This is a genomic window from Gluconobacter albidus, assembly GCF_002005485.1.
Taxonomy (GTDB): Bacteria; Pseudomonadota; Alphaproteobacteria; order Acetobacterales; family Acetobacteraceae; genus Gluconobacter; species Gluconobacter albidus.
On record NZ_CP014689.1, the window covers coordinates 514,361 to 540,887 of the forward strand.

Annotated in this window: 24 protein-coding genes; 13 read left to right on the forward strand and 11 right to left on the reverse strand. The window is 60.9% G+C overall.

Going from position 1 to position 26,527, the window contains the following annotated elements; translation table 11 throughout:
- Window position 1 precedes the first annotated feature (1 nt).
- From A0U94_RS02215 to A0U94_RS02230, 4 genes are all read left to right on the forward strand, one after another.
- Window positions 2-1,009 carry a CobW family GTP-binding protein gene (locus A0U94_RS02215; protein ID WP_077802313.1) on the forward strand — a complete coding sequence of 336 codons (1,008 nt, stop codon included), beginning with the start codon at window positions 2-4 and terminating at the stop codon, window positions 1,007-1,009.
- Window positions 1,006-2,046, forward strand: coding sequence for a WD40 repeat domain-containing protein (locus tag A0U94_RS02220; protein ID WP_062030166.1), 1,041 nt, complete (start codon window positions 1,006-1,008; stop codon window positions 2,044-2,046). Before A0U94_RS02215 ends, A0U94_RS02220 begins: the two co-directional genes overlap by 4 nt.
- 118 nt (window positions 2,047-2,164) lie before the next feature.
- Complete coding sequence (locus A0U94_RS02225; RefSeq protein ID WP_167369341.1) at window positions 2,165-4,192, forward strand: GAF domain-containing protein; 2,028 nt, start codon at window positions 2,165-2,167, stop codon at window positions 4,190-4,192.
- A gap of 25 nt (window positions 4,193-4,217) precedes the next feature.
- Complete coding sequence (locus A0U94_RS02230) at window positions 4,218-4,589, forward strand: response regulator (protein WP_149026643.1); 372 nt, start codon at window positions 4,218-4,220, stop codon at window positions 4,587-4,589.
- Here the strand turns inward: A0U94_RS02230 and A0U94_RS02235 are convergent, their stop codons facing one another.
- The gene (locus tag A0U94_RS02235) at window positions 4,590-4,889 is read right to left on the reverse strand and encodes an Rdx family protein (protein ID WP_077802315.1); all 300 of its coding nucleotides are present in this window, start codon (window positions 4,887-4,889) and stop codon (window positions 4,590-4,592) included. It lies immediately after the preceding gene.
- 145 nt (window positions 4,890-5,034) lie between these two features.
- Here A0U94_RS02235 and A0U94_RS02240 point away from each other — a divergent pair, with 145 nt between their 5' ends.
- Window positions 5,035-5,829 (forward strand): acid phosphatase, encoded by a 795-nt coding sequence (locus A0U94_RS02240; RefSeq protein ID WP_077802316.1) that lies wholly within the window; start codon window positions 5,035-5,037, stop codon window positions 5,827-5,829.
- A gap of 28 nt (window positions 5,830-5,857) precedes the next feature.
- Here the strand turns inward: A0U94_RS02240 and A0U94_RS02245 are convergent, their stop codons facing one another.
- The 3 genes from A0U94_RS02245 to A0U94_RS02255 form a co-directional block, all read right to left on the reverse strand.
- Window positions 5,858-7,216 (reverse strand): chloride channel protein, encoded by a 1,359-nt coding sequence (locus A0U94_RS02245; protein WP_208611689.1) that lies wholly within the window; start codon window positions 7,214-7,216, stop codon window positions 5,858-5,860.
- Window positions 7,217-7,505: 289 nt separating this feature from the next.
- Window positions 7,506-8,399, reverse strand: a complete 894-nt coding sequence (locus A0U94_RS02250; RefSeq protein WP_062030155.1) for a cation diffusion facilitator family transporter — start codon at window positions 8,397-8,399, stop codon at window positions 7,506-7,508.
- A 9-nt stretch (window positions 8,400-8,408) separates the two neighbouring features.
- Entirely contained in the window at window positions 8,409-9,449 is a 1,041-nt protein-coding gene (locus A0U94_RS02255) for a cation diffusion facilitator family transporter (RefSeq protein ID WP_077802318.1), read from the reverse strand.
- Between the two features lie 174 nt (window positions 9,450-9,623).
- On the opposite strand from A0U94_RS02255, the gene A0U94_RS02260 reads away from it, so the two are divergent.
- From A0U94_RS02260 to A0U94_RS02270, 3 genes are all read left to right on the forward strand, one after another.
- Entirely contained in the window at window positions 9,624-10,205 is a 582-nt protein-coding gene (locus A0U94_RS02260; protein ID WP_077803794.1) for a DJ-1/PfpI family protein, read from the forward strand.
- A gap of 79 nt (window positions 10,206-10,284) precedes the next feature.
- A complete protein-coding gene (locus A0U94_RS02265; RefSeq protein WP_062030151.1) occupies window positions 10,285-10,914 on the forward strand; it encodes a TIGR00645 family protein in 630 nt (209 codons plus the stop codon).
- Complete coding sequence (locus A0U94_RS02270) at window positions 10,914-12,521, forward strand: NAD(P)/FAD-dependent oxidoreductase (protein WP_077802319.1); 1,608 nt, start codon at window positions 10,914-10,916, stop codon at window positions 12,519-12,521. Before A0U94_RS02265 ends, A0U94_RS02270 begins: the two co-directional genes overlap by 1 nt.
- An 18-nt stretch (window positions 12,522-12,539) precedes the next feature.
- On the opposite strand, the gene A0U94_RS02275 is transcribed toward A0U94_RS02270, so the two are convergent.
- Both A0U94_RS02275 and A0U94_RS16220 read right to left on the reverse strand, forming a co-directional pair.
- Window positions 12,540-13,799, reverse strand: a complete 1,260-nt coding sequence (locus tag A0U94_RS02275; RefSeq protein WP_077802320.1) for an MFS transporter — start codon at window positions 13,797-13,799, stop codon at window positions 12,540-12,542.
- A 48-nt stretch (window positions 13,800-13,847) separates the two neighbouring features.
- On the reverse strand, window positions 13,848-13,979 hold the full coding sequence (locus A0U94_RS16220) for a hypothetical protein (protein WP_276329212.1): 132 nt from the start codon (window positions 13,977-13,979) through the stop codon (window positions 13,848-13,850).
- Window positions 13,980-14,087: 108 nt separating this feature from the next.
- On the opposite strand from A0U94_RS16220, the gene A0U94_RS02280 reads away from it, so the two are divergent.
- The gene (locus A0U94_RS02280; RefSeq protein ID WP_233142515.1) at window positions 14,088-15,059 is read left to right on the forward strand and encodes an EAL domain-containing protein; all 972 of its coding nucleotides are present in this window, start codon (window positions 14,088-14,090) and stop codon (window positions 15,057-15,059) included.
- Window positions 15,060-15,131: 72 nt separating this feature from the next.
- Here the strand turns inward: A0U94_RS02280 and A0U94_RS02285 are convergent, their stop codons facing one another.
- Window positions 15,132-15,521 (reverse strand): YidB family protein, encoded by a 390-nt coding sequence (locus tag A0U94_RS02285; RefSeq protein WP_062108956.1) that lies wholly within the window; start codon window positions 15,519-15,521, stop codon window positions 15,132-15,134.
- 164 nt (window positions 15,522-15,685) lie between these two features.
- Complete coding sequence (locus tag A0U94_RS02290; protein WP_077803795.1) at window positions 15,686-16,390, reverse strand: pirin family protein; 705 nt, start codon at window positions 16,388-16,390, stop codon at window positions 15,686-15,688.
- A 236-nt stretch (window positions 16,391-16,626) separates the two neighbouring features.
- On the opposite strand from A0U94_RS02290, the gene hemA reads away from it, so the two are divergent.
- Window positions 16,627-17,844 (forward strand): 5-aminolevulinate synthase, encoded by a 1,218-nt coding sequence (gene hemA, locus A0U94_RS02295; RefSeq protein WP_077802322.1) that lies wholly within the window; start codon window positions 16,627-16,629, stop codon window positions 17,842-17,844.
- Between the two features lie 105 nt (window positions 17,845-17,949).
- Here the strand turns inward: hemA and A0U94_RS02300 are convergent, their stop codons facing one another.
- Window positions 17,950-19,812, reverse strand: coding sequence for a Hint domain-containing protein (locus A0U94_RS02300; RefSeq protein WP_077802323.1), 1,863 nt, complete (start codon window positions 19,810-19,812; stop codon window positions 17,950-17,952).
- Between the two features lie 281 nt (window positions 19,813-20,093).
- Here A0U94_RS02300 and A0U94_RS02305 point away from each other — a divergent pair, with 281 nt between their 5' ends.
- Genes A0U94_RS02305 through purF form a run of 3 tightly spaced genes read left to right on the forward strand, consistent with a single transcriptional unit; the run spans window position 20,094 to window position 22,426 of the window.
- Entirely contained in the window at window positions 20,094-20,396 is a 303-nt protein-coding gene (locus tag A0U94_RS02305; protein ID WP_062030136.1) for a hypothetical protein, read from the forward strand.
- Between the two features lies 1 nt (window position 20,397).
- Window positions 20,398-20,961, forward strand: a complete 564-nt coding sequence (locus A0U94_RS02310; RefSeq protein ID WP_077802324.1) for a CvpA family protein — start codon at window positions 20,398-20,400, stop codon at window positions 20,959-20,961.
- 25 nt (window positions 20,962-20,986) lie between these two features.
- Window positions 20,987-22,426: an amidophosphoribosyltransferase gene (purF, locus tag A0U94_RS02315; protein WP_077802325.1), complete on the forward strand. Its 1,440-nt coding sequence runs from the start codon at window positions 20,987-20,989 to the stop codon at window positions 22,424-22,426.
- 72 nt (window positions 22,427-22,498) lie between these two features.
- Here the strand turns inward: purF and A0U94_RS02320 are convergent, their stop codons facing one another.
- Both A0U94_RS02320 and A0U94_RS02325 read right to left on the reverse strand, forming a co-directional pair.
- Complete coding sequence (locus A0U94_RS02320) at window positions 22,499-24,721, reverse strand: histidine kinase dimerization/phosphoacceptor domain -containing protein (RefSeq protein ID WP_208611666.1); 2,223 nt, start codon at window positions 24,719-24,721, stop codon at window positions 22,499-22,501.
- A gap of 207 nt (window positions 24,722-24,928) precedes the next feature.
- Entirely contained in the window at window positions 24,929-26,428 is a 1,500-nt protein-coding gene (locus A0U94_RS02325) for a S10 family peptidase (protein ID WP_077802326.1), read from the reverse strand.
- Window positions 26,429-26,527 lie beyond the last annotated feature (99 nt).

Below are 26,527 nucleotides of genomic sequence, written 5' to 3' on the forward strand. Positions count from 1 at the left end.
TATGTCCAGCACCCCTGATACTACCCGCGAGACTGCAGCGTCTGACCGGAGTGGCACCGTTCCCGTAACGGTCCTGACCGGCTTTCTTGGCGCCGGCAAGACGACGCTTCTCAATCATATCCTGACGGCCGAGCATGGCCGCAAATATGCGGTTGTCGTGAATGAGTTCGGTGAACTCGGGATTGATAACGACCTCGTCGTGGATGCTGACGAGGAAGTGTTTGAAATGAACAACGGCTGTATCTGCTGCACGGTGCGCGGGGATCTGATCCGCATTCTGGGCAGTCTGCTGCGGCGTCGGAACCGGTTTGACGGCATCATCGTCGAGACGACCGGACTGGCCGATCCGGCCCCGGTCGCGCAGACCTTCTTCGTGGACGAGAACCTTCGCGAAAAGGCGCGTCTGGACGCGGTTGTGACGGTTGTGGACGCGTTCAATGTCATGGAGACGCTGGACGAAAGCCCTGAGTCCGTAAACCAGATCGCGTTTGCCGATGTGATTGTGCTGAACAAGGTCGATCTGGCAGACGAGGAACGTCGCCGCGACATCGTGGCGCGTCTGCGCAAGATCAATGCCGTGGCGCAGATCCACGAGGCGCAGCATGGCGGCGTGAAGCTGACGGATATCCTTGATCGTGGCGGCTTCGACCTGGCGCGCGCGCTCAAGACGATGCCCGACTTTCTGGAAAACGAGCATCACTCCCACGAGGAAGGCATTACCAGCATTTCCCTGAGCATCAGGGAACCGATCGACCAGCCGCGTTTTCAGGCCTGGATTGGCGCGATTCTCCAGGAGCAGGGGGCGGACATTCTGCGGGCCAAGGGCATCCTGCACTTCAAGGGCGAGCAGAACCGCTTCGCGTTCCAAGCCGTGCATATGATGGCGGACGGAGACTTCATCGGTCCGTTCCGTGAGGGCGAGAGCCGGGATTCCCGTCTGGTGTTTATCGGGCGCAATCTGAACCGTCCGCAGCTTCGGCGCGGCTTTGAAAGCTGCATTGCAGGATGATGAGTGATCTTCTGGCGGACCGGGGTGCGGAGCGCCGGTTCGAGAGCCCGATTGTGCATGTGGTGTCCTCGCGCGATGGGCACAGCTTTGCGGCGCTGACGGTGGATGGAGAGCTTGTTCTCATTCCGCGGGGCCGTCTGCGGGATGCGGAAAGCTGGACGGTCGTGACCGTGCATGATGGCGGGCTGTGTCTGGCGCAGGACTGTGCGCCGGATGCGTTTCTGACGGGCGGGGAGGACGGGAAACTCGTCCGGACCTTTGCCGATGGACGAAGCGAAATTCTGCATGAGGGCCGTCGCTGGATCGACTGCGTGGCCAGCACGACGGACCATCTGGCGTTCTCGTCCGGCAAGCAGATCGAGGTCCGTGCGGCGGAAGGGCGGCAGACGCTCAAGGTTCTGGAACATCCCTCGACCGTGACCGGCATCGTGTTCGATACGAAGGGCAAGCGGATTGCGGCGTCACATTATAATGGTGTGTCGATGTGGTTCGTGCAGGCCAGGGTCGACAGCGTGCGGCCGTTTGAGTGGAAGGGCAGCCATATCGCGATTGCCATCCATCCGGGCGGGGAGGCGCTTGTGACGTCCATGCAGGAAAACGACCTGCATGGCTGGCGCCTGTCGGACGGGCACAACATGCGCATGAGCGGCTATCCGAAGCAGGTGAAGTCCATGGGCTTCACGCGTAACGGGCGCTGGCTGGCAACGGCCGGGGCGGATGCGATCGTATTGTGGCCGTTCACGGGCGGTGGCCCGATGGGCAAAGCGCCGGCTGAACTGGCGCGACTGCCAGGGCTTTTCGTCAGTGCGGTCTGTCCGAACCCGAAGGAAGATATCATCGCGGCGGGTTATGAGGACGGCACGGTCGTTCTGGCGGAAATCGGCGGCGGCGATCAACGCGTATTGCCGCTGTGTTCGGGACAGGACACCAAGCGCGGCAAGGTGACATCGCTGGGCTTTACGCCTCAGGGGGGCGCGCTGGCTTTCGGGACCGAAGACGGGGTTCTGGCTGCGATCGACCTCTCCAGCGGTAATTGAGCCACAGCTTGCTCCAGATGCAGGCCGATGCGGCGGGTCAATTGTTGCAGCGGCGAAAACACGCTATATCTGTCTGATGCAGGACAGGGATCCTGTTCAGGAGGCGTATCTGGAGACTGTGTCATCGTCTGCTGCGCCGCCGGGCAGAGCTGCCGGACCGGGCGCTTATGGAGATCTGGAAGCCTTTTCGGATCTCGATCTGGACGATCTTGCCATTGCTGCGGCGGCCTTGTGCCGCACCCCCATTGCGCTGGTCAGCATTCTGGACGGAGATCAGCTCTGGTTTTCCGCACGTGTCGGAACGGACCAGACGTATGGAGCGCTGGCGAATTCCGGATGTGCGGCCGTCATCGCACGAGGGGCTCCGGTGGTGATCCCCGATATGATGGCCGATCCCGAAACGCGAAAGAACAGTCTTGTCTGCGGAGGGCCGGGGCTCCGGTTCTATGCCGGGTATCCGCTGTTTACAGCCGAAAACGAGACTTTTGGAACACTATGTGTCGTGGATCTGTACAGCCGTCCGCAGGGGTTGTCTGAGCGGGAAAATGACGGTCTGGCCGCTCTGGCCCGCCAGGCCATGCGCCTGATGGAACTGCGTCGGGAGACGATCGCCCAGGAGCGGCGTCTGGCCGCACAGCAGCTCCGCCGCAAGCGTGTCGCCCGAGAGGCCCGGCAGGCGGATGCGGAACGGCGGCACGCCCGCGAAAAATATGCTCTCCAGCAGGCTGCGGGTGCGGCAGGTGGCGTGGGTATTTATGAATACGATCTGGTCAGCGGGGATATCACGGTCTCTCCGGAAGTCTGTCGCATTATCGGCATGCCCGTCACCGAGATTGTGACGGCGCCGCAATGGGCCCAGCGTGTGCATCAGGACGACAGGGTACATATTCCCCTTCTGTCAGAACTTCTGGACGGTTCGGCGCCGCTGAAACTCGACTACCGCATCATCCGGGATGATAACCGGCAGGAACGCTGGGTCCGGCGACAGGGCGTTCTGGACAGGGACGGGGCCGGACGTCCGATCCGGCTGATTGGAACGCTTCAGGATATCACCCCCGAAAAAAACGCGACCAGTCGTCTGACCACCCTGCTGGCGGTTGAGGACGCCCTGCGTGCCGCCACGACGCGCAGGCAGGCGCTGGCAGAGGCATGCGGCCTTCTGGGGCGCAGGCTTGAAGTCCAGCGTGTCGGGTTTGCGACCATTACGGTGCGTGATGAACTTTTCACCATTGATCATGGCTGGTGCAGCCCGGATGTGTCGCCGATTTCGGGTGATTTTCTGTTCCAGACGTTTCGCCGCACGTCCGATTTCCTGCGCAGTGGAGCCGTTCTCATCCTGGACGATCTCTCCAGCCCGTCCTGGATGCAGGAAGAGCAGGATGCCTGCCGTGCGTTGGAAGTGGAGGCACAGATCGTCGTGCCGAAAATGGATCATGGCGAGCTGACGGGATGTCTGTTCGTCCACAGTGCCACGCCGCGCGGCTGGACGCTGGATGAAGCGTCTTTCATCCGCACGACTGCCGACCGGATTTTTACGGCGCTGGACGAATGGGATACCGAAGCGCAGCAGGAAATCGTCAATCACGAGATCCTGCATCGCCTCAAGAACACGCTCAGCATCGTCCAGAGCCTTGCACATCAGGGGTTTCGGAACGTGGACGATCAGGGGCCGCTCAGGACGTTTACGTCCCGTCTGGTGGCCCTCAGCGCCGCGCATGATCTGCTGATGCGCCGGAACTGGCAGTCTACTGATCTGGCCAGTCTGGTGTGTGGTGTGCTGACGCCGCTGGGCGTTGAAGACCGGGTCGAGGTATCGGGACCGTTTCTCAAACTTGGTCCCGATACGGCGACATCTTTTTCAATGGTGCTGCACGAACTGGCGACAAACGCCATGAAATATGGTGCGCTCAGCGTTCCGCAGGGGAAGGTGTCCCTGAACTGGACGATTACGGGCGCCGAGGCCGTTATGACGCTCACGTGGCGGGAGGCTGGCGGGCCGTCGGTTACACCGCCGGAGCGGACCGGATTTGGTGTGCGTCTTCTCAAGGCCGGACTGGGTCGGCACGGAAAAACGGAACTTCATTATGCGTCAACGGGTTTATGTGCGGACCTGACCGCCCCGACGCTGTCGCTCGCAACACTCTGAGACTGACCGGAGACCCGTGATTTTCATGCCCCAGGACCCTGACCCACGGCCCACGATCCTGATTGTCGAAGATATCGTCTTCATTCGCATGATGACGGAAGACTACTTCGAGACGGCCGGTTTCAGGACCCTGAGCGCGCGCTCGACGTCGGAGGCCATTGCGTTTCTGGAGACGGATCCGACGATCGGTTACCTGTTTGCCGACATTCATCTGCCTGATGGTGAGGACGGTCAGATACTGGCGGAAATCGCACGCAGGCGCTGGCCGCCCGTGAAAATCATCCTCACCTCCGCGGATATTCCCGCCGATCAGGTTCGGTTGCCGGTGCGCGGTCTGTTTGTTCCCAAACCCTACAGTCTCGACAAGGTGCGGAAGGCTTTCGAGAAGATGGCCTGATCAGGACTGCTGGCCGGAGGGGCGGTCCGTGTGCCCGAGGTCGCGTTCAGGGGCAATGATGTCCCGCACGCGCTGTTTCAGTTCCTTGGGACCGGGAAAGCCTCCGTCGCGCTTGCGCTCCCAGACCAGCGTTTCGTTGACATGAATTTCAAAGCGGCCACCGCTGTCCGGGATCAATGCGACTTCTCCCAGATCCTGACCGAATGTCGAAAGCAGTTCCTGGGCCATCCAGCCGGAACGGAGCAGCCAGTTGCACTGTGTGCAGTAGCGGATGGAGACGCGGGGAGCAGTGGACGTCATGAGGCGATCCTGTCGGGCTCTGGGATTTCAGGCAGTGACACTGTCATGAAGGCGTCACGCGGAAAAGTCTTCGCGTCAGGGTCGCCCGACGTTAAGGGTACGGAGTGTTATTCTGTTCCAATGCTCTGACGGGATTTTCCGGCCCATGCGTTCTGCCCCTCGTTTGCCTGTTGCCCTGCTTGTATGTGCGACTGTCCTTTCGGCCTGTGCGCCCTCAGCGCGGCACAACGGAGCGTTGCCTGAAAGCGCAGCACCGGACGAGCGGCTCGTTCTGGCACCTCCGCCCGTGGCAGGGAGCGCAGCGCAGCTTGACGATGACCGGGTCTTTCGTGCCACGCGCGCCCTGAAGGATACAGCGCGCTGGCAATTGGCCCAGAGCGATGCGGATCTGGACCCGACGCATCTGGTCCGGGATTTCTCCTGTGCCGCAGGTTTTGATCTCGACCTTGCCCGGGCACCGCATCTCAGGCGCGTTCTGGAGCGCATCCGCCATGCTGTTGGACACCGGACATCCGAAGCCAAGACATACTGGCATCGCACGCGCCCCTTCGTGGGCACGAATCTGCCGATCTGCACGTCCCCTGATGGGCTCGGGCTGCATTCGTCCTATCCCTCAGGGCATACGACGGCGGGATATGGTATGGCGCTGCTTCTGGCGCATCTGATGCCGGAGCATGCTACGGCGCTTCTCCAGCGCGGCCGCGTCTTCGGGGAGAGCCGGATTGTCTGTGGCGCACATTGGAAATCTGACGTTCAGGCGGGCTATCTGAATGCGTCGTCCCTGATGGATGCGCTTCTGGCGAACCCGGAGCTTCAGGATGATCTGGCAGCGGCGCGTCGTGAACTGCTGGCGATGCAGGCGCATCCTGTGGCGCCCGATGCGGCGCGCTGCGCCATGGAACAAGAGGCTGCGACGCACTCCCTTTTGAGCGAGCCGTAAGAGAGGAAAAATTGGCGCTTCTGAAAAATCAGGGCGCCGGTTTTTCCTTGTCAGAGGTGGGCTGCCTATGATGGGCACCGCGATCATTGGCCTCCATGAAGCGGTCGGCGAGGCAACTGTAGAGCGAATGCGGGCAGATCATTTTTGATACGCCGAAGGCCAGAAAGGACGTGGCCAGCAGCGCAAGTGTAACCTGCTGGTTGTCGCACATTTCCATGACGATGATGGTTGCGGTCAGGGGAGACTGCGACATGCCGCAGAAATAGGCCACCGTGCCAAGCAGGACGACCGCGCCGGGCGTGGTATGCGGCAGGAACTGCTCCACCCAGCCGCCAATTCCCGCGCCGATGGCAAGAGAGGGGGCGAACATGCCGCCCGGTATGCCGGAGCAGTATGAGACGATCATCGCCAGATATTTGAGGATGAAGAACGAAGCGGGATAATGCTCGGTGCCGTTGAAAATGGCGCGGGCCTGATCGTAGCCTGTGCCATAGGTCGCGCCTTTGGAGAGAAGGCCGATCAGGGCCAGTACGAAGCCGCAGGATGCCGCAAAGGCGATGGGGCGCGTGGCGGCGAAGTGGCCCACGCGGCCGGGAATGCCGCGTGAGGCTTTAATGAGGATGGCCGAGAAGCTGCCTCCCGCAAGGCCACCCAGAATGCCGCAGGTCAGAACCGCGATCCAGGCAGTGCCAACCGGAACGTCCACATCCGCATGACCGAAATACGTGTAGTTCCCGATCAGCGCGATGGCGGTGACGCCGGACAGGACGACAACCGTGAGTGTGCGGCCTGATGTCTTCTGTTCGAAAGAGTGCGAAAGTTCCTCGATGGCGAACATGATTCCGGCGAGGGGCGTGTTGAAGGCGGCAGCCATGCCTGCTGCGCCGCCCGCAAGAATCATGCTGCGCCGCGCCGCAATGTTCGACTGTCCCAGCAGCCGCGAGAAGGCGTGCATGATGGACGCCCCGACCTGTACGCTCGGGCCTTCGCGGCCGATGGACGCGCCGCAGATCAGGCCAAAGGACGTCAGCAGGATCTTGCCAAGGGAGGTCTTGAGAGACAGCACGCGATCCACGACCGCGACATTCTCGATATGCAGGGTTGCGATCGTCTGGGGGATGCCCGAACCCTGCGCGCCCTTGAAGACGGTCCGTGTGGCCCAGGTGATGAGTGCCAGTCCGACGGGAGCGACGATCAGCATGGCCGCGGGATGCCAGGCGATGATCTGGTGACGGATGCCTGCCGCCCAGTCGCCCAGTCGTGCGAAAAGCACGGCCACGGTACCGACCAGAACCGCACCCAGCCAGTAGACCGCCGTACGGCGCCACTGGTTCGTTGTTACTTTCGCTGAACGCCTCAGATGCAGGATGCGGTCCTTGCGGCGCATGGCGTGTGGCGAGGAGCGCACGTCCGGGGCCGGAGGCTCTGAGGAAACAGCAGCAACGGGAGAAGGAGGCGGTGTATCGGCCAATATTCGGACGTCCGGGAAGGAGGGTCAGGCTGTGGAGGATACGCCCGGTTTTAAGGCCCGTGCGCTGATGATGTGCACCTGCCACCAACGCGGGAGGAGGGTCAAGGGTTCTCATCTGATGGCGTGCGGGGGGCTGAATCCGTTCCGGGCTGTGTCATAAACCGCACAGTAGCGGCCGCTTTCCCCATGAAGTGAGTATGTGGCTTCAGCTCAGGACAAGGGCGCCGGAATGTTTGGCCTTGTCTTCAGGCTCGACATGGATGTGGATGGAGGCACGGCCCAGTTCGGATCGGATGGCGGCCTCGATCTGGTCGCAGATTTCATGGGCGTCATGGACGGTCAGGGCGCTCGGCACCACGAGATGGAATTCCACGAAGGACAGGGCGCCGACCTTGCGGATGCGGAGGTCGTGGGCCTCCAGCGCACCAGTGGCGCTGGCGGAAATCACGGCCTTGACCGCCTCCATCTGCTCGGGCGACGGCGCTTCGTCCATCAGGCCGGACAGGGAATGCTTCATCATGGAAAAACCGGCGCGCATGACGTTCAGCGCAACCAGTCCGGACAGAACGGCGTCGAGGCGGTCCCATTTGAGCAGCGGGATCAGGGAGACGCCGATCACGAGTGCCACGGTCGCCCACACATCCGAAACGACGTGTTCGCCCGCCGCCTGAAGGGCCTGTGAGGACTGTTTGCGGCCGACCGCGATCAGGATGCGGCCCCAGACGAGATTGACCAGCCCGGCCAGTGCGTTGAGGGCCACGCCGGAGAAGGGCGCGCGGATGGGTTCGGGATGGCGCCAGTCATGAACGGCGATGACCAGAATTCCGATGGCCGTCAGGACGACCAGAACGCCTTCGAGGACGGCGGACAGATATTCCGCCTTGCCGTGGCCGTAGGGGTGGTTGTCGTCGGCTGGAAGGGCCGCGACGGACATGGCCCAGAGCGTTCCGACAGCCGCCACCACGTTCAGGATGGTCTCGATCGCGTCCGAAAGCAGGGCGCTGGAGCCCGAGACCGCATAGGCCGCGTATTTGATGGCAAGGACCACCACGCTCAGTGCGATGGAGGCCCGGGCGACCTTGATGCGGGTTGATGTCATGACGCGTCCTCAGCAGCAGGGCTGGTGCGTGTCGCAGACAGAGGGCTGTGTTTCAAGCTGGAAAGTGGGGTGGGCGATGTCAAACTGCGTCCGCAGCAGCGCGGCGGCGCTCGCGATGATCCGGTCCGGAGAGACGGGATGTGCAGGATCGCAGAGGAGATGAACGGTCAGGGCAGTCTCGGTCGTGCTCATGGCCCAGATATGCAGATGATGCAGACCGGACACGCCTTCGACGGACAGGAGGGCTGTCTGAACCGCCCCGGGGTCGATCCCCGCCGGGACCGCATCCAGCGCCAGATCCAGCGAATGGCGCAGCAGGGACCATGTGCCGGCGACGATGGACGCAGAGACGATCAGGCTCATGATCGGGTCGATGATCGTATAACCCGTAAACGAAATGAGCAGTCCGGCGATGACGACCGAAAACGCCATGACGGCATCCGCTGCCATGTGCAGGAAGGCGCCACGGATGTTGAGATCGTTCGAGGCGCCTTTCATGAACAGCATGGCCGTGACGGTGTTGACGGCGATCCCGACCAGCGCGACCCAGCTGATGATCTCGCCCTGCACCATCTCGTGGGAGAACAGGCGCAGGACGGATTCCCAGACGATTCCGCCGGTCACCAGCAGCAGGATCGTGGCGTTTGCAAGGGCCGAGAGGATCGTGGAGCGGCGCAGTCCATAGGTGAAGCGTGCGCTGGAGGGACGGGTCGCCAGAACCTGCGCCAGCCATGCCCCCGCGAGACCCAATACGTCGGACAGGTTGTGTCCCGCATCGGCCAGCAGGGACATCGAATGGGCCCAGACGCCCCAGAGCGCTTCGCCTGTGACATAGGCCGCGTTCAGGGCGATGCCAATGGCGAAGGCCGCACCGAAACTTGCCGGAGCATGGACGTGCTGGTGGCCGAATCCGAAGCCATGACTGTGCCCGTCGCAATCCCCGTGGTCATGATCGTGGGGGCCATGGTCCGCGTGGTCGTGTCCTGCATGGTCATGCGGGGCGGCGTCATGATGGGCGTGATCGCAGGCGTGGTGGGGATCTGAAGTCATGGAGGCCAGTGCTGCAAGAATGAAGGCATGACCTTACCGCATGTGACGCGACCGTCCCATCTCTATATCCCCATGCGTGACGATATTGCCGAACGGCATGGGGCGTGGTGTCGTTACAGGGTGAAGACTGGCCGCAGCCCCTGGGACTGCGCCTATGAAGAAGGACAGGAAACGATGGCCGAAAAACGTATTCTCATCATCGCAGGTGATTTCGTTGAGGATTACGAAATCATGGTGCCGTTCCAGATGCTGCTTCTGGTCGGGCACAAGGTCGATGTGGTCTCGCCGGGCAAAAAGGCCGGGGAGCAGATCGCCACGGCGATCCATGACTTCGAAGGCCATCAGACCTACACCGAAAAGCGCGGCCATAATTTCACGCTGAACGCGACCTATGCCGGCGTGACGGCAGATTCTTACGACGCGCTGGTCATTCCGGGTGGACGTGCGCCGGAGCAGCTCGGCACCGATGAGAGTGTGCTGGATCTGATCCGGGCGTTCGTCGAGAGCGGCAAGCCGGTGGCGGCCGTGTGTCACGGTCCGCAGCTTCTGGCGGCGGCAGGCGTCATCAAAGGCAAAAAGATTTCGGCCTATCCGGCCTGTCGTGCGGAAGTGCTGCTCGCCGGGGCCGAATATCAGGCCCTTCCAATGGATGGCGCCGTGACGGACGGGCAGTTTGTCACCGGTCCGGCATGGCCCGCGCATCCGGCCTGGATCGGGCAGTTACTCAAGGTTCTGGGCACGCAGATCACACCGTAAGGAATGGGCAGCGGATCGCTCACGCCCCCATGCTCACAACATGGTGGCGAAACGTCCCCTGAAATCGTAGAGAGGAAGCATGACGACTTCCTCTCCTTCTCCCGATCCGCAGTCCACCCGACGTACCGGCAGTTTCGGCCGTGCCGAGGGCATGATGGAGCGCGCCTTCTTCGCGACCCGCTGGATCGCCGCACCGCTTTATTTCGGCCTGACGATCGGGCTGCTGCTGGTGGCGTTCAAGTTCTTCCAGCAGCTGATTGGACTGGTGCTGAAGGCAACGGGGCTGGATTTCGACGATGTGTTCGTCGGTGTGCTGGATCTGATTGATCTGGTCCTGCTGGCCAATCTTCTGCTGATCGTGATGTTCTCGGGCTACGAGAACTTCGTCTCGCGGCTCGATATCCGCAGTCATGAGGATTATCCGAGCTGGATCGGGCATGTCACGTTCGGGGACATCAAGATCAAGCTGATGGCGTCGATCGTGGCGATGTCCGCGATCCATGTGCTGGCGGATTTCATCCGCGTGGACGAGACCTCGACACGCGCTCTGGAATGGAGCGTCGGCATACATCTGGCCTTCGTCGTCTCCGGTGTGCTGATGGCCATCATGGACCGCATCATGGAGGGCTCACCGGATACGCATCATGCCGATCCCGCGCCGCCGGTTGCGGGAAAGGCCGGGAATGATTCGGGGAACGGGCACCACTGATGATCCGCATAACCGAACTGCGCCTCCCGCTCGATCATGCGGCGGAGGCGCTGCGCGAAGCCGTGCTTGCGCGTCTGAACATTGCTTCTGAAGATCTGAACAGCCTGACCGTGGCGCGCCGCGGATATGATGCCCGCAAGCGTGGCCATATCGTGCTGGTCTATAATGTGGACTGTGATGTTGCGAACGAGGCCGCAGTTCTGGCCGCGCATGCAAACGATCAGCATATCCGCCCCACACCAGACACGACCTATCATTTGCCCAAAGCGACGTTGCTGGAAGGGATGCCGCGCCCTGTCGTGATCGGGGCGGGGCCGTGCGGAATCATGGCGGCGCTGACACTGGCGCAGGCCGGTCTGAAGCCCATCATTATCGAGCGCGGCAAGGACGTGAAGGCGCGGACGGTCGATACGTTCGCCCTGTGGCGCAAATCCGTCCTGACGCCTGAGAGCAACGTTCAATTTGGCGAAGGTGGAGCCGGGACGTTCTCGGACGGCAAGCTCTATTCCGGCGTGTCAGACGCGCGGCATCTGGGGCGGCATGTTCTGGAAGAATTCGTCCGTGCGGGGGCCCCGGAAGAAATCCTGACCATTTCCAAGCCCCATATCGGTACGTTCCGTCTGGTCACAATGGTCATGTTCATCCGCACTGAAATCGAGCGTCTGGGCGGCGAATACCGTTTCGAGACCCGCGTTGAGGGGTTTGAGATGGACGGCGAAGGTGCGGAGCGTCGTCTGCGCGGCTTGCATCTTTCGAATGGTGAAAACCTTCCGGCGGAGCGGGTCATTCTGGCGGTCGGGCATTCGGCGCGCGATACGTTTGAAATGCTGCGTCAGGCCCATGTGGAGATGGACCCCAAGCCGTTCTCCATCGGCGTACGGATCGAACACCCCCAGTCCGTGATTGATGTCGCCCGTTTCGGCGCCAGTGCCGGACACGACATGCTAGGGGCTGCGGATTACAAGCTCGTCCATCATGCGTCGAATGGCCGTGCGGTCTATTCGTTCTGCATGTGCCCGGGCGGGCAGGTTGTGGCAGCGACCTCCGAGGAAGGGCAGGTCGTCACCAACGGGATGAGCCAGTATTCCCGGGCCGAGCGCAATGCCAATAGCGGTATCGTCGTTGAGGTGAAGCCCGAGCTGGATTTCCCGGACGACGTTCTGGGCGGCATGGCGTTTCAGCGCCAGTGGGAAAAGGCGGCGTTCATCGCTGGGGGGAGCAACTACAATGCCCCCGCCCAGCGGGTTGGAGATTTTCTGGCCGGGTGTCCGTCCACGTCACTGGGGGATGTCGTGCCGTCCTATCAGCCCGGTGTAACGCCGACGGATCTGACGCTGTGCCTGCCGGCTTTCGTGACGGACGCCATCCGTGAAGCCCTGCCGCAGTTCGAGCGCAAGCTGCGCGGCTTTTCCATGGATGATGCCGTCATGACAGGCGTGGAGACGCGGACATCATCGCCGATCCGCCTGCGGCGTGACCGTGACGGTCAAAGCCCGACCCTGCGCGGGCTGTTTCCGGCGGGCGAGGGGGCGGGCTATGCCGGTGGCATCCTTTCCGCCGGGATTGATGGCATCCGGGCGGCGGAGTGGCTTGCGGCCTCTCTTTAAGAGGCCACTGCACACCCTTCACATATGCTTGCCGGGAAGTTCCTTCGGACGGATCAGGGCGATGGCGCCTGTCACGACACTGGTGCCCAGTACGAAAAGCTCGGCTGAGAGCGGCAGGGTCAGGATGGTCGGGCCGAACATGGGCACCAGTTTCTGGGCCATGCCCTGTCCGATGGAGCCGAGCGCATAGCCCAGCCCCATGCCGAAGCTGCGGGTATCGGACGGGAAACGCTGCGCCAGATAATGCGGGACAAGGGCGAAAATCCCCGAAGCCGCAGCTCCCATGACGAAGGCCGCAACCAGCAGCATGTTCCAGGTTGGGGCGCTCAGGAACGGCCAGATCGCGAGCATCACGACGACAAGCGCGCTGATCATGACGCGGACCTCGCCGAACAGTTCAGCAAGCCAGCCGCACAGGACCTTTCCGCCAAACGATCCAAGACAATAGAGTGTCACAGGCCAGAAAACCGCCTGTTGCGTGAGATGGTGGCTGCCACGCAGGATGGTCGGGTAATAGGTGTAGATCGCGGCCTTCTGGAATTCGAGAAAGCTCATGAAAGCGATGGCTTGAAGGGCCGCGCCCGTCAGGCGGAATTTGGGGCGCGGTGGCGGGGCTGCATGGTGCTGCTTGCCAGCCAGACGTTCTTCGCGATTGCGCAGCCAGACCGGGCTTTCCGGTACGCCGATCCGGATAAACAGTGCCAGCGCGGCAGGGGCGAGGCCGATGAAGAACAGTACGCGCCATCCATAATGCGGCAGGATCAGGGCCTGTACGCCAGCCGCGACGAAATAGCCGACTTCATAGCCGGACATCATGAGTGCGGAGGCCATGGGGCGCGTCCAGGCTGGGACACTTTCCATCAGGAGGGCGGCAGAGGCCGTCCATTCGCCGCCAAAGCCGATTCCGAACATGAACTGCACGGCCATCAGCACATAAAAGTGATGCGAGAGGCCGGTCATGGCCGAAAAGACCGCAAACCAGACCACGCCGAGCATGAAAGCCGGCTTGCGACCGTAGCGGTCAGCCAGCCATCCCCAGCCGGTATTGCCGACGGCCCGACCGATGGACTGCCCCATCAGCACAGCTCCCAGATCAGCGATCGTGCATCCGAAATCATGGGCGATGTCGGGGAGCGTGAACATGAGCGTCGTCTGGTCGAAGGCATCCAGAAACCAGCCCAGAAACGAGGCAAAAGTGACCTGCCAGTAGGGCAGGAGCGCAACAAGGGAGCCTTGGGAAGATGAAGATACGGCGGAGCGGGTTGTGGCATCCGTCATGCAGAATGGTCCTGTCTCGGAGGGGAAAAGACCCCACGCCCAAGGGTGTCACAGGCCCGGAAGAAGGTCCGGGCACGAAACCGTAGCAGCTTTGTCCGGATTGATCGAACGAAGAGTTTCGGCATGCCGGGGGCGATAGGCCGGGCGGGTATAGGCCGGTAATCCGGGTTCAAACGACATCAGAAAAGCCTGCACCATTAAGGAAAAATTAGGGTGTTGAGCGGCAATGTCCCGACATGAAGAACGGAGGTGTCCGCATTGGATGATCTAGGACGGGGAGCGACTTCGGTGGCGGCAACTCCTCAGGACCTGTATGTCGGTCAGACAGGCAGGGTGGATGGGCTGTCCGAACCGCCCGAAGGTAAACCGGACTATGCAGCCTCCATGGCTGAGTCCAGTGCGGGAATGTTTGCCACGACGCTGCGGAGTCGCAGGGCCCGGCAGAAAAGTGCCCTGCCTCCCCTGCGATGGCTGCCACGCTTCGTGCTGGGACGCAGCGGAACAGACAAGGTGCTCGGGGCGCAGGTAGACATGAGCCAGCTCTGGCTCTCGGTCCCACGTCGGACCCTTCGCAAGAGCAGGCGCAAGAGTCTGGGCCAGCAGCAGAGGGAGTTTGACTCGGATCTGCTGGGGAATGCGTGTTCACAGGCCGCGACATGGCCGGATGGGATGCGTCTGATGGTCTCTCTGGAGGACGATCAGGCTCCTGACGGAGACTTTAACGGTCGCCTGAATGCGGTTCTTCAGAGTAGCGACTTTCCTGTCAGCCGTCTGGATCTGGTTTTTCAGGAGAGCGGTCTGGCACAGGAGGACAAGGAGACCTGTTACACGCTCTCCGCCCTGCGCGATCAGGGATGCCAGATTTTTCTTGGTGGGTTTGGAAGTGCCCCCTCCAGCCTGAGCCTTTTGCGTGAGCGTGCTGTCGGGGGGTTGTTGGACGGCGTTCAGTTCGACGCGTCTCTGCTGGCACCCTCGGACATGACATGGCGGCAGTCGGGGCAGGCTCCGCTGTTGGATGAAAGCGCTATGCTTTTCTACCGGGCGGCCCTTGAAGCCGTGAAAGCGCTCGGCCTGAAGGTGCGGGGTGTGGGAGTGGACTTTCCGGATCTTCTTGCATTCGTACAGAAAGTCGGATGTGTCGAAGCATCCGGGGCTGTTCTGGCTGCGCCGGAAACGACCGCCCAGATCAGTGAACGATTTGAAGAAAACGCAGGGCGGCCGCGTCGTCGACGTATGGCGAGAACGGCGGAAGGTCTCTGACGAGACCTCCGCCGTTCAAAAACCTGCAATTCCCGGTCTCTGCAATTTCTGATCAGTGACCGAAGGAAGGATTCAGTTGATCTTGCATTGGTAACTGAAGAGGCGTTCCGGGTTTTCCCGAAGCATGGACGCCAGCATGGGAAGCACTTCGGTGAGGGCTGTCTCAACAGCTTCCGGCGACTGGCCTGTCTGCTCGCAGATGTGGTTTATCCTTTTTTCCCCCATGAGATCCTCGACCTGCTCCGGTGAAAGCGGGGTCGAGGGGGGAACGCGGACTTCACTGATCGTCGTGGCAAACTGACAGTCTTCCTTCATCATCCTGATCGTGACTTCAGTCAGACCCGAGCGATCGGTACTGGCTCCACTCAGCCAGTCACCAAAACGGGTAAAAACGGATGTTGAGGCCTGGGCTTCGGTCTGGCCCTTGCCGGACTTCGTTGTGTATGTGCTCTGGATGGTCATTGTCAGGCTCCTTCTGTCAGAAGAAAACGGGCCTTTTCCGGGCTGGTGGCCCTCTCACAACAACGTCTGTTCCCTGATCGGGATGCGAGGAGGAAGAAACACCTTTCTGTGTTGTTTGTCACAGAAATTCCTCCTCTTGTCACAAAGCCTGACTGTCCTTCCTGTCAGCGCAAGCCCGCGCTTTCCACGAGGACGATTTCCGCATCTTCCCGCGCGGTGATCGTGATGCTTTCCACATCATGAAGGGCTGCACCGTCCCGGTGTCCAACGATCTGTCCGTCGATTTCAACGCTGCCTGTAGCCGGAACGAGGTAGGTAAACATGGTGCGGTCCGTCTGGAAGGTCAGGGTTTCTCCTGCCATGAGTGTGGCGCCGCAGACCCGCCCGCGTGTGCGGATGGGGAGGGCGTTATCTTCCGGAAAACCCGAAGCGAGGGGGACGAGGCGCCCGTTGCGCTCATGACGTGGAAACGGACGGGTGCCCCATGATGGTTTGCCACCCGTCCCATCCGGGATCAGCCAGATCTGAAAGAGCGTTGTGGCTTCGTCTTCTCGGTTGAACTCGGAATGCGTGATCCCGCTTCCTGCCGACATGACCTGCACATCCCCCGCTTCGGTCCGGCCGCGATTGCCGAGGCTGTCTTCATGTGTGATCGCGCCTGTGCGGACATAAGTAATGATTTCCATGTCGCGGTGCGGGTGTGCGCCGAAGCCGTTATGGGGCGCGATGCGATCGTCGTTCCATACGCGCAGCCGCCCCCAGTGCATCCGGTTACGATCCTGATAGTCGGAAAAGGAAAAATGATAATGGGCGTCGAGCCAGCCGTGATCGGCATGACCAAGAGTGGCGAAGGGTCTGATGTCCAGCATGGCGTCATGCTCCTGATTGATGTCTTGCTGAAGATAATGGGGTGGGGTGGTCATGGAGAAAATGGAAAGTATGGAAATGCACAGTTTCCAGGAACGACATGGTAGATCCGTCACGTCATGCAGGTCGGTTGACTTCCAGGGTTGGGAAATAAACGGCTGCGGTTACGGTCTTATCCGGTGGGAGATCTTGGCGAGACCGTGTCACAGGATTACAGTGCCGGGCAGGAGAAAACGCGATGAACTATGATGCGATGTTTCAGTCCGCTCTCGACGGTCTGCATGCGGATGGCAGTTACCGTTACTTTGCGGATCTGGAACGCCGGGCAGGTCATTTTCCCAAGGCTTTCCATCATGGCCTGGGCCGTGATGTAACGGTCTGGTGCTCGAACGACTATCTCGGCATGGGCCAGCACCCCGAAGTCCTGACGGCCATGCACGACGCACTGGACGAAACGGGCGCCGGAGCTGGTGGAACCCGCAATATTTCGGGAACCAACCACTATCATGTGGAGCTGGAAAAAGAGCTCGCTTCCCTGCATGGCAAGGAAAGCGCACTGCTTTTCAACTCCGGTTATCTGTCAAACTGGGTGACGCTCGGGACCATTGCAGGACGTCTTCGCAACTGTGTCGTGTTGTCCGACGAGCTCAATCATGCCTCCATGATCGAAGGCATCCGTCACTCGCGGGCCGAGAAACAGATCTTCCGTCATAATGATGTTGCGGATCTGGAGCGTCGGCTGAAGGAACTTCCTGCGGACGTTCCCAAGATCATCGCGTTCGAGTCCGTCTATTCGATGGACGGCGATATCGCTCCGATCGAGGCATTCTGTGATCTGGCCGACAAATATGGCGCCATGACCTATCTCGACGAAGTTCATGCGGTTGGCATGTATGGCGACCATGGTGCGGGTGTGGCCGAGAAGCTGGGCCTGTCCCACCGTCTGACGGTGATCGAGGGAACGCTGGGTAAGGGCTATGGCGTCGTGGGCGGCTATATTGCTGCCTCTGCTGCGCTTTGCGACTTTGTCCGCTCGTTCGGGTCCGGGTTCATTTTTTCCACGGCCCTTCCGCCGATGATCGCGGCTGGCGCTCTGGCCAGCGTGCGGTATCTGCGCAACAGCAGTGCCGAGCGTGAAGGCCAGCAGCGGGCCGTGGCCTATCTGCGTCAGGCTCTGGACAAGGCGGGCCTGCCCCATGTCATGAACCCGAGCCATATCGTGCCGGTCATGGTAGGTGAAGCCGAACTGTGCCGCAGCCTGTCGGATGAGTTGCTGAACCGTTTCGGCAACTACATCCAACCCATCAATTTCCCGACTGTCCCGCGTGGCACGGAACGTCTGCGGATTACGCCGACGCCGCTTCATACGAACGAGATGATCGACGAACTGGTGGAGGCGCTGGCCACGCTGTGGCAGGAGCGCCAGCTCAAGACGTCCAAATCCGCAGCAGCCTGAATGAGGAAAGGGCGGATTTTTCTGCTCTCTTTTCTCAGGTCCTAGAAAAGGCAGACCCTTTGTAAAGGGTCTGCCTTTTTTGTTTCGTTCAGGCTTGGGAGGATTTCAGGCCGCAGCGGCTGTCTGAGCTCCATGCGACAGAATATGGAGGCTCAGGATTCCTCCCGACGTCTTCAGCACGTTCCCAAGATCCAGTCGTGCATTGCCTGCGGTCCAGCGAACGTGGCTGCTTTCGACGCCCCACCAGCCGTCAGCATAAGGGTCTGACAGATGGCGGGATAGATGCTGTGTCTGTTCATCGCTCCAGACGGTCACGTCTCCCACCAAAACGCCCAGCATCCGGCGATCGTCCACGAAAGGTCCGATCCGGTCAGCCGGACGGGCTGCGGCGCTCAGGATGCGGACACTCTGGCAGCCTTCGGGCAGCATGAAAACGAACTGTTCGCCGTTAGTGCGAATGGGATATAGAACCGTTCCGTCTTCCAGAACGAGACGGGTTTCATCCGCGCTTTCCGTCAATGGAAGAGTTTGAGGGTCGGTGTAGCCAAGAGCCTGCGCACGCAGTGCGAGTGCTGCGAAAATCGGTTCGACATGCGAGCGGTCGGTGACCAGCGGTGCGGCTGCGTCTTTTTCCCAGCTCAGGGCATGCAAACGCTCGATCTGATATCCCTGCATGAGGGCATCTGGACGATGGCCGACATCCATGAAGCTTTCTGACAGCGCGCCGTTTGCCGTTAGGATGGCGTGCTTTTCGGTTTCGAGGTGATAATAGTCATATTCGGTGATGGAGTAATCATAGGCGATGGTCATGCCGTTGACGAGCATCCGCACGGGAATGAAGGTGCCTTCGAGCATCATGCAGTGCTCCGGCGTCACCAGAAGATCGCGGCTCGGAATGCCGTCGGCCAGAGCGTCCGCGCGGATGCGGACGGGCACAGCGTCCATGTCTGCCAGACCGGTGGTGCCGACTGTCGTATGGGCATGCCCGACGCGCAGTATCGTCTGGCTGTGAAGCGCTCCGTTTTCGCAAACCGTAACCTGATCTCCGGCCTGCAGGGTCTCGATTGCGCGTTCGCCGTCGGGGGTGAGAATCATGGATCCAGCCAGATAGCAGATCTGTCCATTATACCCGGTCGCCCCACCGACGACGCTCCAGCTTCCGTTCGTGTTCTGAACGATTTTCGGTGTGCCGGGGGTGGAGTTGGGGCCGAAAGAGACGTTCGAGAGCGTGATGCCGTTATTGTATTGGTCGAAGGCAATTTTCAGCGTGTAGGTGCCGTTGCTGTTGGCAACGAATGTCGCGCTGATGGGAGGCGATCCGCCGTGGCCGACAGTGATGACCGAAGCGGCATCGTAGCCCGTGATCGGGGTCGAGACTGTCTGGTTGTAGTCCGCCAGAAGCAGCTGGTTCGGAGAACCGTCCACGGCGTCGCGGCCAAACACGATCCTTCCGCCAGCCGTGGCGTTGTTGACGTACAGGGACGCGCCATTCTGAAGAACCGTTGTCAGGGAGGACCCCATCTGGAACTGGGCATTGGTGCTGCCCAGAGTTGTATGATCCAGAATCAGCATTCCGGTGCCGCCGACACTGTTGCTGCTGATTGAAATGGACGGGTTGCCCGAAATCTGGAGGGTGCCATTGATGGTCGGATTGCTACCGAGATTGACGGCACTTGGGGTGTCAACAATCATCGTTCCGTCCTGCGCAACGGTCAGGCTGTTGGCATAAAATGCCGTAGCGCTGGGCGTGGCGGACGTTGCGGTGACGTTGAGTGTGGCATTGCTGCCGACCTTTAAGGTGGTGATCTGTGTTGCGTTGGCCTGCGCGACATTGATTGTCACCGCGCTTCCGTCGGGCTTTCCGGCCAGGACGTCCACCCATCCTTTATTGGGAGGAGCCACACCTTCGCTCCAGTTTGCCGCTGCGAACCAGTCGCCGTTTACACCGCCAATCCAGTAGTTCGTCATCTCATGATGTCCTGATGGTGTCAGGAGCGAGAGGAAGGAGTTCCACACCTGACCTGTTGAGCGTTTTCTCATGAAAAGAGTTAATTATTGGATGATGCGGGTTCAAGATCACGCATATTTCAAAAAAGAAAACATCAATGACAAATCATCACGGCAATATTTGTTCTGAAATGTGTTCCTGTGCCGGAATAAATATTTTTTCAGGAAAACCGTCCGCAGTATGCCCCGGAAAAGCGCAGCGACGGCTTGCCTGACATCGGTCTTCCGCTCATCATGTCGTGATGACACCACAGGAAAAATCAGTTCCATTCCGTAAGAATCGAAAAGTAACGAAGCTTTCGCAGCGTCTGGGAGTTTCGAGTGCGGCCTGTGTTCTTGATGTCATGATCAACGACCGGCCCGCTCTGGTACGCGACAGCGCAGCGTTTATTGTGTTGCTGGAGAAAATCTGGAAAGCGCGGGACGTCGAGGCCGGATTGGTCTGGGCGGAGATCGAGGAGCGCATCCGCCTGGCGGACGAGTTGCGCGTTGGTGGAATACGTCCCTACAAGGGGGGCCGTTTTCGTTCGACGAAGCTGCCGTGACATGCCGCCCCTGCCAGACCTTTCCCATATCACGCCTGCCGATCTGACCCGTCTCGATCTCGTCGCTCTGGGCATCATGGCGCTTTCGGCCCTCTGGGGGCTGACGCGTGGTTTTGCAACCGAACTGGCCGGACTGCTGGCATGGGTCGGGGCGATCGTTCTGACCTACCGGTTTCATGGACTGCTTGAACCCTATCTGGTGCCCTACCTCCATCAGGCTACGCTGGCCGGAAGTGCGAGTACAGCAATTCTGTTCGTTGTCGTGCTGCTGGTTTTCACCATGATCGGTGCCAGGGTGGGGGCTGCAGCGCGGGGTGTTCTGTTCGGGGGCGTGGACCGCATTCTGGGGGCCGTGTTCGGTGTGGCGCGGGGTTATGTGGCCCTGATCGTCCTTTATCTGCTGGCAGGCTCTTTTTTTGGCTCGTGGATGTCCTATGTGATGCAGGGAAGCCTCATCGGCCCTTACATTGCCGCCGGGGCGACCCATCTGACAGGTTATCTGCCTCATTTCCTGCAACCGCATCTTGCGTCTGAGGTCACAAGCGGCCATGAGGCGTCCTTGTGAAACCAGTCCGGAAAGGCCGCGCCGCATGACCCAGTCCGACAGTCTCAACCGCCCCTATGAAGAATGCGGGGTTTTTGGCGTCTGGGGTGTGCCTGATGCATCGGCCCTGACAGCCCTGGGCCTGCACGCCCTCCAGCATCGTGGACAGGAAGCTGCGGGTATCGTCAGTTTCGATGGCGAACGATTCCACCAGCACAAGGGTCTGGGTCTGGTGGGCGATGTGTTCGGAGACAGCCGCGTCATGGCGACGTTGCCCGGCACGGTCGCCATCGGCCACAACCGTTACGCCACGACGGGCGGAACGCATGTTCGCAACGTTCAGCCGCTTTATGCCGATTATGAGTTCGGTGGTCTGGCGGTTGCGCATAATGGCAATCTGACGAATTCTGCGACGCTCAAGCAGGCGCTGGTCAAGCGGGGATGCATTTTCCATTCCTCGACGGATACGGAAGTCTTCATCCATCTGATCGCCATTTCGCTCTATACGACCGTGCTCGACCGCTTCATTGATGCGGTCAAACAGGTCAAGGGCGCCTATTCGCTGATTACGCTGACCCCCGATGACGGTCTGATTGGCATGCGCGATCCGCTCGGCGTGCGTCCGCTCGTTCTGGGCCGGATGCCGGGTCATGAGCAGGGCAATGGCGGCTGGGTTCTGGCCAGCGAGACCTGTGCGCTGGACATCATCGGGGCGGATTATGTCCGCGACATCGAACCGGGCGAGATTGTCGTCATCAACAATGACGGTCTGCGCTCGCTGCGTCCTTTCGGGGATCAGGGCGGCCGGTTCTGTGTGTTCGAATACATCTACTTTGCGCGGCCTGATTCCGTGCTTGAAGGCCAGCCGGTCTATGAAGCACGTCGCCAGATCGGTTGCGAACTGGCACGGGAAAGCGCAGTCGAGGCCGATGTCGTGGTGCCAGTGCCGGATTCCGGTGTGCCGTCCGCGATTGGCTATGCAGCGGAAAGTGGTATTCCGTTCGAGCTCGGTATCATCCGAAACCACTATGTGGGTCGGACCTTCATTGAACCGACTGACCAGATCCGCAATCTCGGCGTGAAGATGAAGCACTCGGCCAACCGGCCGGTTCTGGCCGGCAAGCGCGTCATTCTGGTGGATGACTCGATCGTCCGTGGCACGACGTCGCGCAAGATTGTGGACATGGTCCGTGCCGCGGGGGCGACGGAAGTGCATATGCGTATCACATCTCCGCCGACGAAACATGCCTGCTTCTATGGCATTGATACGCCTGAAGAGAGCAAGCTGATGGCTGCGACCCATACGCTTGAGGAAATGGCGCGGGCGATCGGTGTGGATAGTCTGGCGTTTGTCAGCTTCGACGGGCTCTACCGTGCGCTGGGCCATGCGAACCGCGCCGAGGGTGCGCGCCGTTATTGCGACGCCTGCTTCACCGGGGATTATCCGATCCAGCTGGTGGACAAGGAAGGCAATCTCGTCGCGTAACCCGCTGACGGCGACGTGTTGTGAGAAAGGCGCCCGACCTGCTGGTCTGGCGCCTTTTTTGTTGGGTGGTGTTCAGGGATATGGATAGGGCGTCTGTGAGGACGTGTCCCTGGGACGGGGCTGCGTTTCCGTAGGGAGCAGGGAGTCCAGAGGCAGGGTCATGACGGCTTCCAGCCCTGGATTCAGCGTCGTGTAGGTCAGGGTGCCGGCAAGGCTGCTGACGACGGCATTCATCATGCGTGTCCCGAACCCCGTTCCCTTGAGCTGGGGGGTGCATTCACCCTGATCCGAGACCGTCAGAACCAGTCGGGTGCCCGCCTGGGCCAGTCCGACATACAGCGGCCCGGCATGGCCGCTATAGGCGTATTTGCTGGTGTTGATGATCAGTTCCGTCAGGATCAGGCCGATATTGATGGCGCGGTCTGCGGCAATCATGATCGGGAAGAGAGAGAGATGCATCTGGTCGTGCCAGCCCTCACCCAGTGACGTGCACAGTTCCTCCATTAACTCTTCGATATACCGGCCCAGATCCACGACGCCGACATGTTCGTCACGATACAGGCGACGGTGCACGAGCCCGATGGCGGCGATCCGGTGCTGGGCTTCCTTCAGGGCGGTGGTGGTGTCGTCATTTGATGCGCTGCGGGCCTGAAGTTTGAGGAAGGATGCGACCATCTGAAGCGAGTTCTGGACGCGGTGATTGACCTCACGGATCAGGAAGTCCTTCTGGCGCAGCAGGTCTTCGCGTTCCTCCAGCGTGGCGGCGAGGGTCGCGTTGAGTTCGCGGAGCTGCTGGGTCTGGTCGTCCGCAATCAGGACGCGACGCAGGCGGCGGGCGGCCTGTTTCTGCTCGCCGGTCCAGCGGGTGCTGTGCCCGCGGATGGTCTGCTCCCATGTTCTGAAAGACGTGCGCGGGCGCAGGATGCCGTCGCTGTCTGCATCGTCTTTGTGGGGATTTCCGACCCATTCGATCGTCTGGATGATTTCGACCCGGCTCCAGAGGAGACAGATGGGCGTGCGGAGCGGGAGTGTGATGGCCAGGAGCCCGGCGCAGCGTTCAGGCCAGTCGGCTGCCGGGGGATAATCCCGGCCCAGCAGGGCGCTGCTGAAGATGCCGCCATGGTTGCCCGCTCTCAGCCAGTCATGCAGTTGGTGGAGGCTTTTCGTGTCGGGAAGTATGCCGGTTGCACTGATGGTTTCGTCACTGATGACCGCAAAGCCGTTGCAGGGAAAGAGGGCCTGCAACTCGTTGATGCAACTGCGAAGATTGTTTTCTAGCGGACGGCGCACGTCGAAATGGGACGTGACGGATTCCATCGCGTTGCGCAGGCGCAGACGCTCCTGATAGGTGACCAGCTCTTCCTTGTTCCGCAACTGGCGGGACATGACGCCGGCCAGCGTCCGGCAGGCGGCTCGGATGTCTTCGGGCAGAGGTTTCGGAGACGAATTATGGCAGGCGATCAGCCCCCACAGCACGCCATCGACGACCAGCGAGACGGAGGCCGAGGCCCGGACGCCCATATTGGCCATGTACTGAAGGTGGATCGGCGAGACGCTGCGGAGCTGGACGTCGCTGAGATTGAGGCCCGCAAGTCCGGCGTCAGATGGACGGATGGGGGCGGCTTCGTAGGTGATGTCCGGGATAACGCGGATGCGGTTGCGGACATAGAGAGCCCGGGCCTGCGTGGGGATATCGCTGGCCGGGAAATGGTGGTTCATCAGGGACGGGAAGGTGTCGTTACGACTTTCGCCTACAACGCGGCCCGTGCCGTCTTCCATGAAGCGATAGACCAGAACGCGGTCAAAGCCGGTGACGCGCTGAAAGATCGTCGCACCATGACGACAGACGGACGCGATATCCGGGCAGCGTTCAAAACGGTCTGCCGTCCTGTCGATCTCGCCGAAAATATCCCAGGTGAGCAGAGTGTGGGACTCGATGGGTTCAAGTTCGACGAGAAAATGGGTGTCCTGAGCGTGACAGATGACGCTGAAGGTCTCGCCTGCGAGCCCTGAAATCCGAAGATCGGACAGGGAGACATGTCTTGCGTCTTCAAAGCGCCCGGTCGGGACGTCCAGGATGCTCGCGAGATTACGTCCAAGCCAGTCGGGGGTCAGGCGGCCTTCGATGTCTCCCGCGCCGCCAAGCACGGTGAGGCTCGCGATGTCGGCAATCAGCAGAAGGCCATGCGGCTGAATGGCATCCGGCCGCTGAATGGGCTCCCGGTCACAGGAGGTTGTGACGGCATGTTCCAGCGAATAGCCCGGCTCCGAGCCCGCCTGACGCTGAACCGTCAAGCGGCGGTCCGCCTGAGGGAGGAAGAGACTGCCTGCCGGGCAGACGGTCTCCAGTGCGCCGAGGCAGTTTGAAAAGCGTCTGACATGAAAGGCTCCCTGTTAGAGGCGGCCTTCTCAGTAGGGAGAGGCCCGGTCAGGTGAGGTCCAGAAGTTACTCTGTGCATTATCTGTTCCTCACCGTCGGCTGTCAATTTATGACATTGTATTTCAGTTCTGGCGACTGTCAGCCTGGATCCAGGATGCCACATCGGCCGAGAGGGCATGGCGGCTGGCCGGGCGCGTGTAGAGCATATGACCACCCTGATAGAGATGCAGCGACACGCGGTCGGCGCCGACCGTCAGGTGATCCTTCATCCAGCGCGCGGTCGCGAACGGGCAGGCGACGTCATAATAGCCATTCGCCACGAAGACGCGCAGTCCCGGATCGAGGGCCAGAAGGCGGTTCAGAACCGGGATCTGGTGGATCGGCGACGGGCCGCCTGCGCTCCACTTCCAGCTTCCGTTCACCTTGAAAGACAGCAGATCGTAGGTCAGGGGTGTCTTGAATCCCAAATCGTTCGCGGCATAGCCCGAGAAGGCGTTGCCATAGGCGCGGCCAAAGCCGAACAGCGTCGGATCGGGGCTTTCGTCGAGACCATCGGCCGAGGGGTCGGCGATGGACTGCGTGAAGTCATACAGTCCGTACAGGCGGCCATTGCGGGACATGATATCATGCGAGCCAATGGCCGGGATGCCGTGCTGACGGGCTATCACGTCCTGCGGGAGGCCGGTGCGCTGGGCGATCTCGGTATAAAGGGCCTGACCTTCGCTTCCGGAGGGCAGTTTGCCGGCGATCTTCGGCAGGTAGGTGCTCAGGGACCACTGATAGGCGTCTTCAGCCGTTTTTTCCGTCACGTTCGGGCTCTGATGCGCGGCGATGAGGCTCGGCATCATGAGAGCGGCGGAAAGCGGATTTTCGTCCGAATCCAGCAGGGGCATCTCGATGGCCGGGGAGATCATCACGATGCCGTTGAGCAGGATGCCCTGTTCCATCTGAAGCGCATTCGCGACCTGGATGGAGCGGATGCCGCCATAGCTTTCGCCTACGAGATAATGCGGCGAGGCTTCACGACCATTCGCTGCCGTCCACAGGCCGATGGCCTTGGCAAAGGTGCTGGCATCCTGTTTGACGCCATAGAACTGGTCTCCGGCCTTGGCCGTATCGGTGGGGCGGGAATAGCCCGTGCCCACGGCGTCGATGAAGACCATGTCGGTGACGGGGAGCCAGCTGTCGGGGTTGTCACCGAGCTGGGCGTGGGTGCCGTCCGTCGGGTCCTTGGCGGGCATGGTCAGGGCCTTGGGGCCAGCCGCGCCGAGGTTCAGATAGGCCGTGGCCGCGCCCGGTCCGCCGTTGAAGAAATACGAGACCGGACGGGTGCCAGCCGGGACGCCATCCTTCGTGTAGGACACGTAGAACATGCGGGCCGTGGGTTTGCCGTCAGGGCCGCGCAGGATGAGCGTGCCGGCATGGGCAGTGTAGGCGATGCCGTTCAGATGATGCTGCGTGACGGAATCCGCCGGGAGCAGGGCGGGTTCGCCCGTGAAGGCGTCGGTTGCCTTGCCGGCTTCGAGCTTGCTGGCGTCGGTCTTGGGGGCATCGGCCGCCGCAGCCGTACAGACGGGAGAGAGGAGCGTTAAAGCGAGCAGGGCTGCGCGGCGGGTCATCATCTGACGGGCATCTCCGGGAAAAAAGCAGAAGAGTCCGCCGTATCAGTCCTGAGACGTAACGGCCATCGCTTCCGCATGAAGTTTTCGTCATGCGGAAGC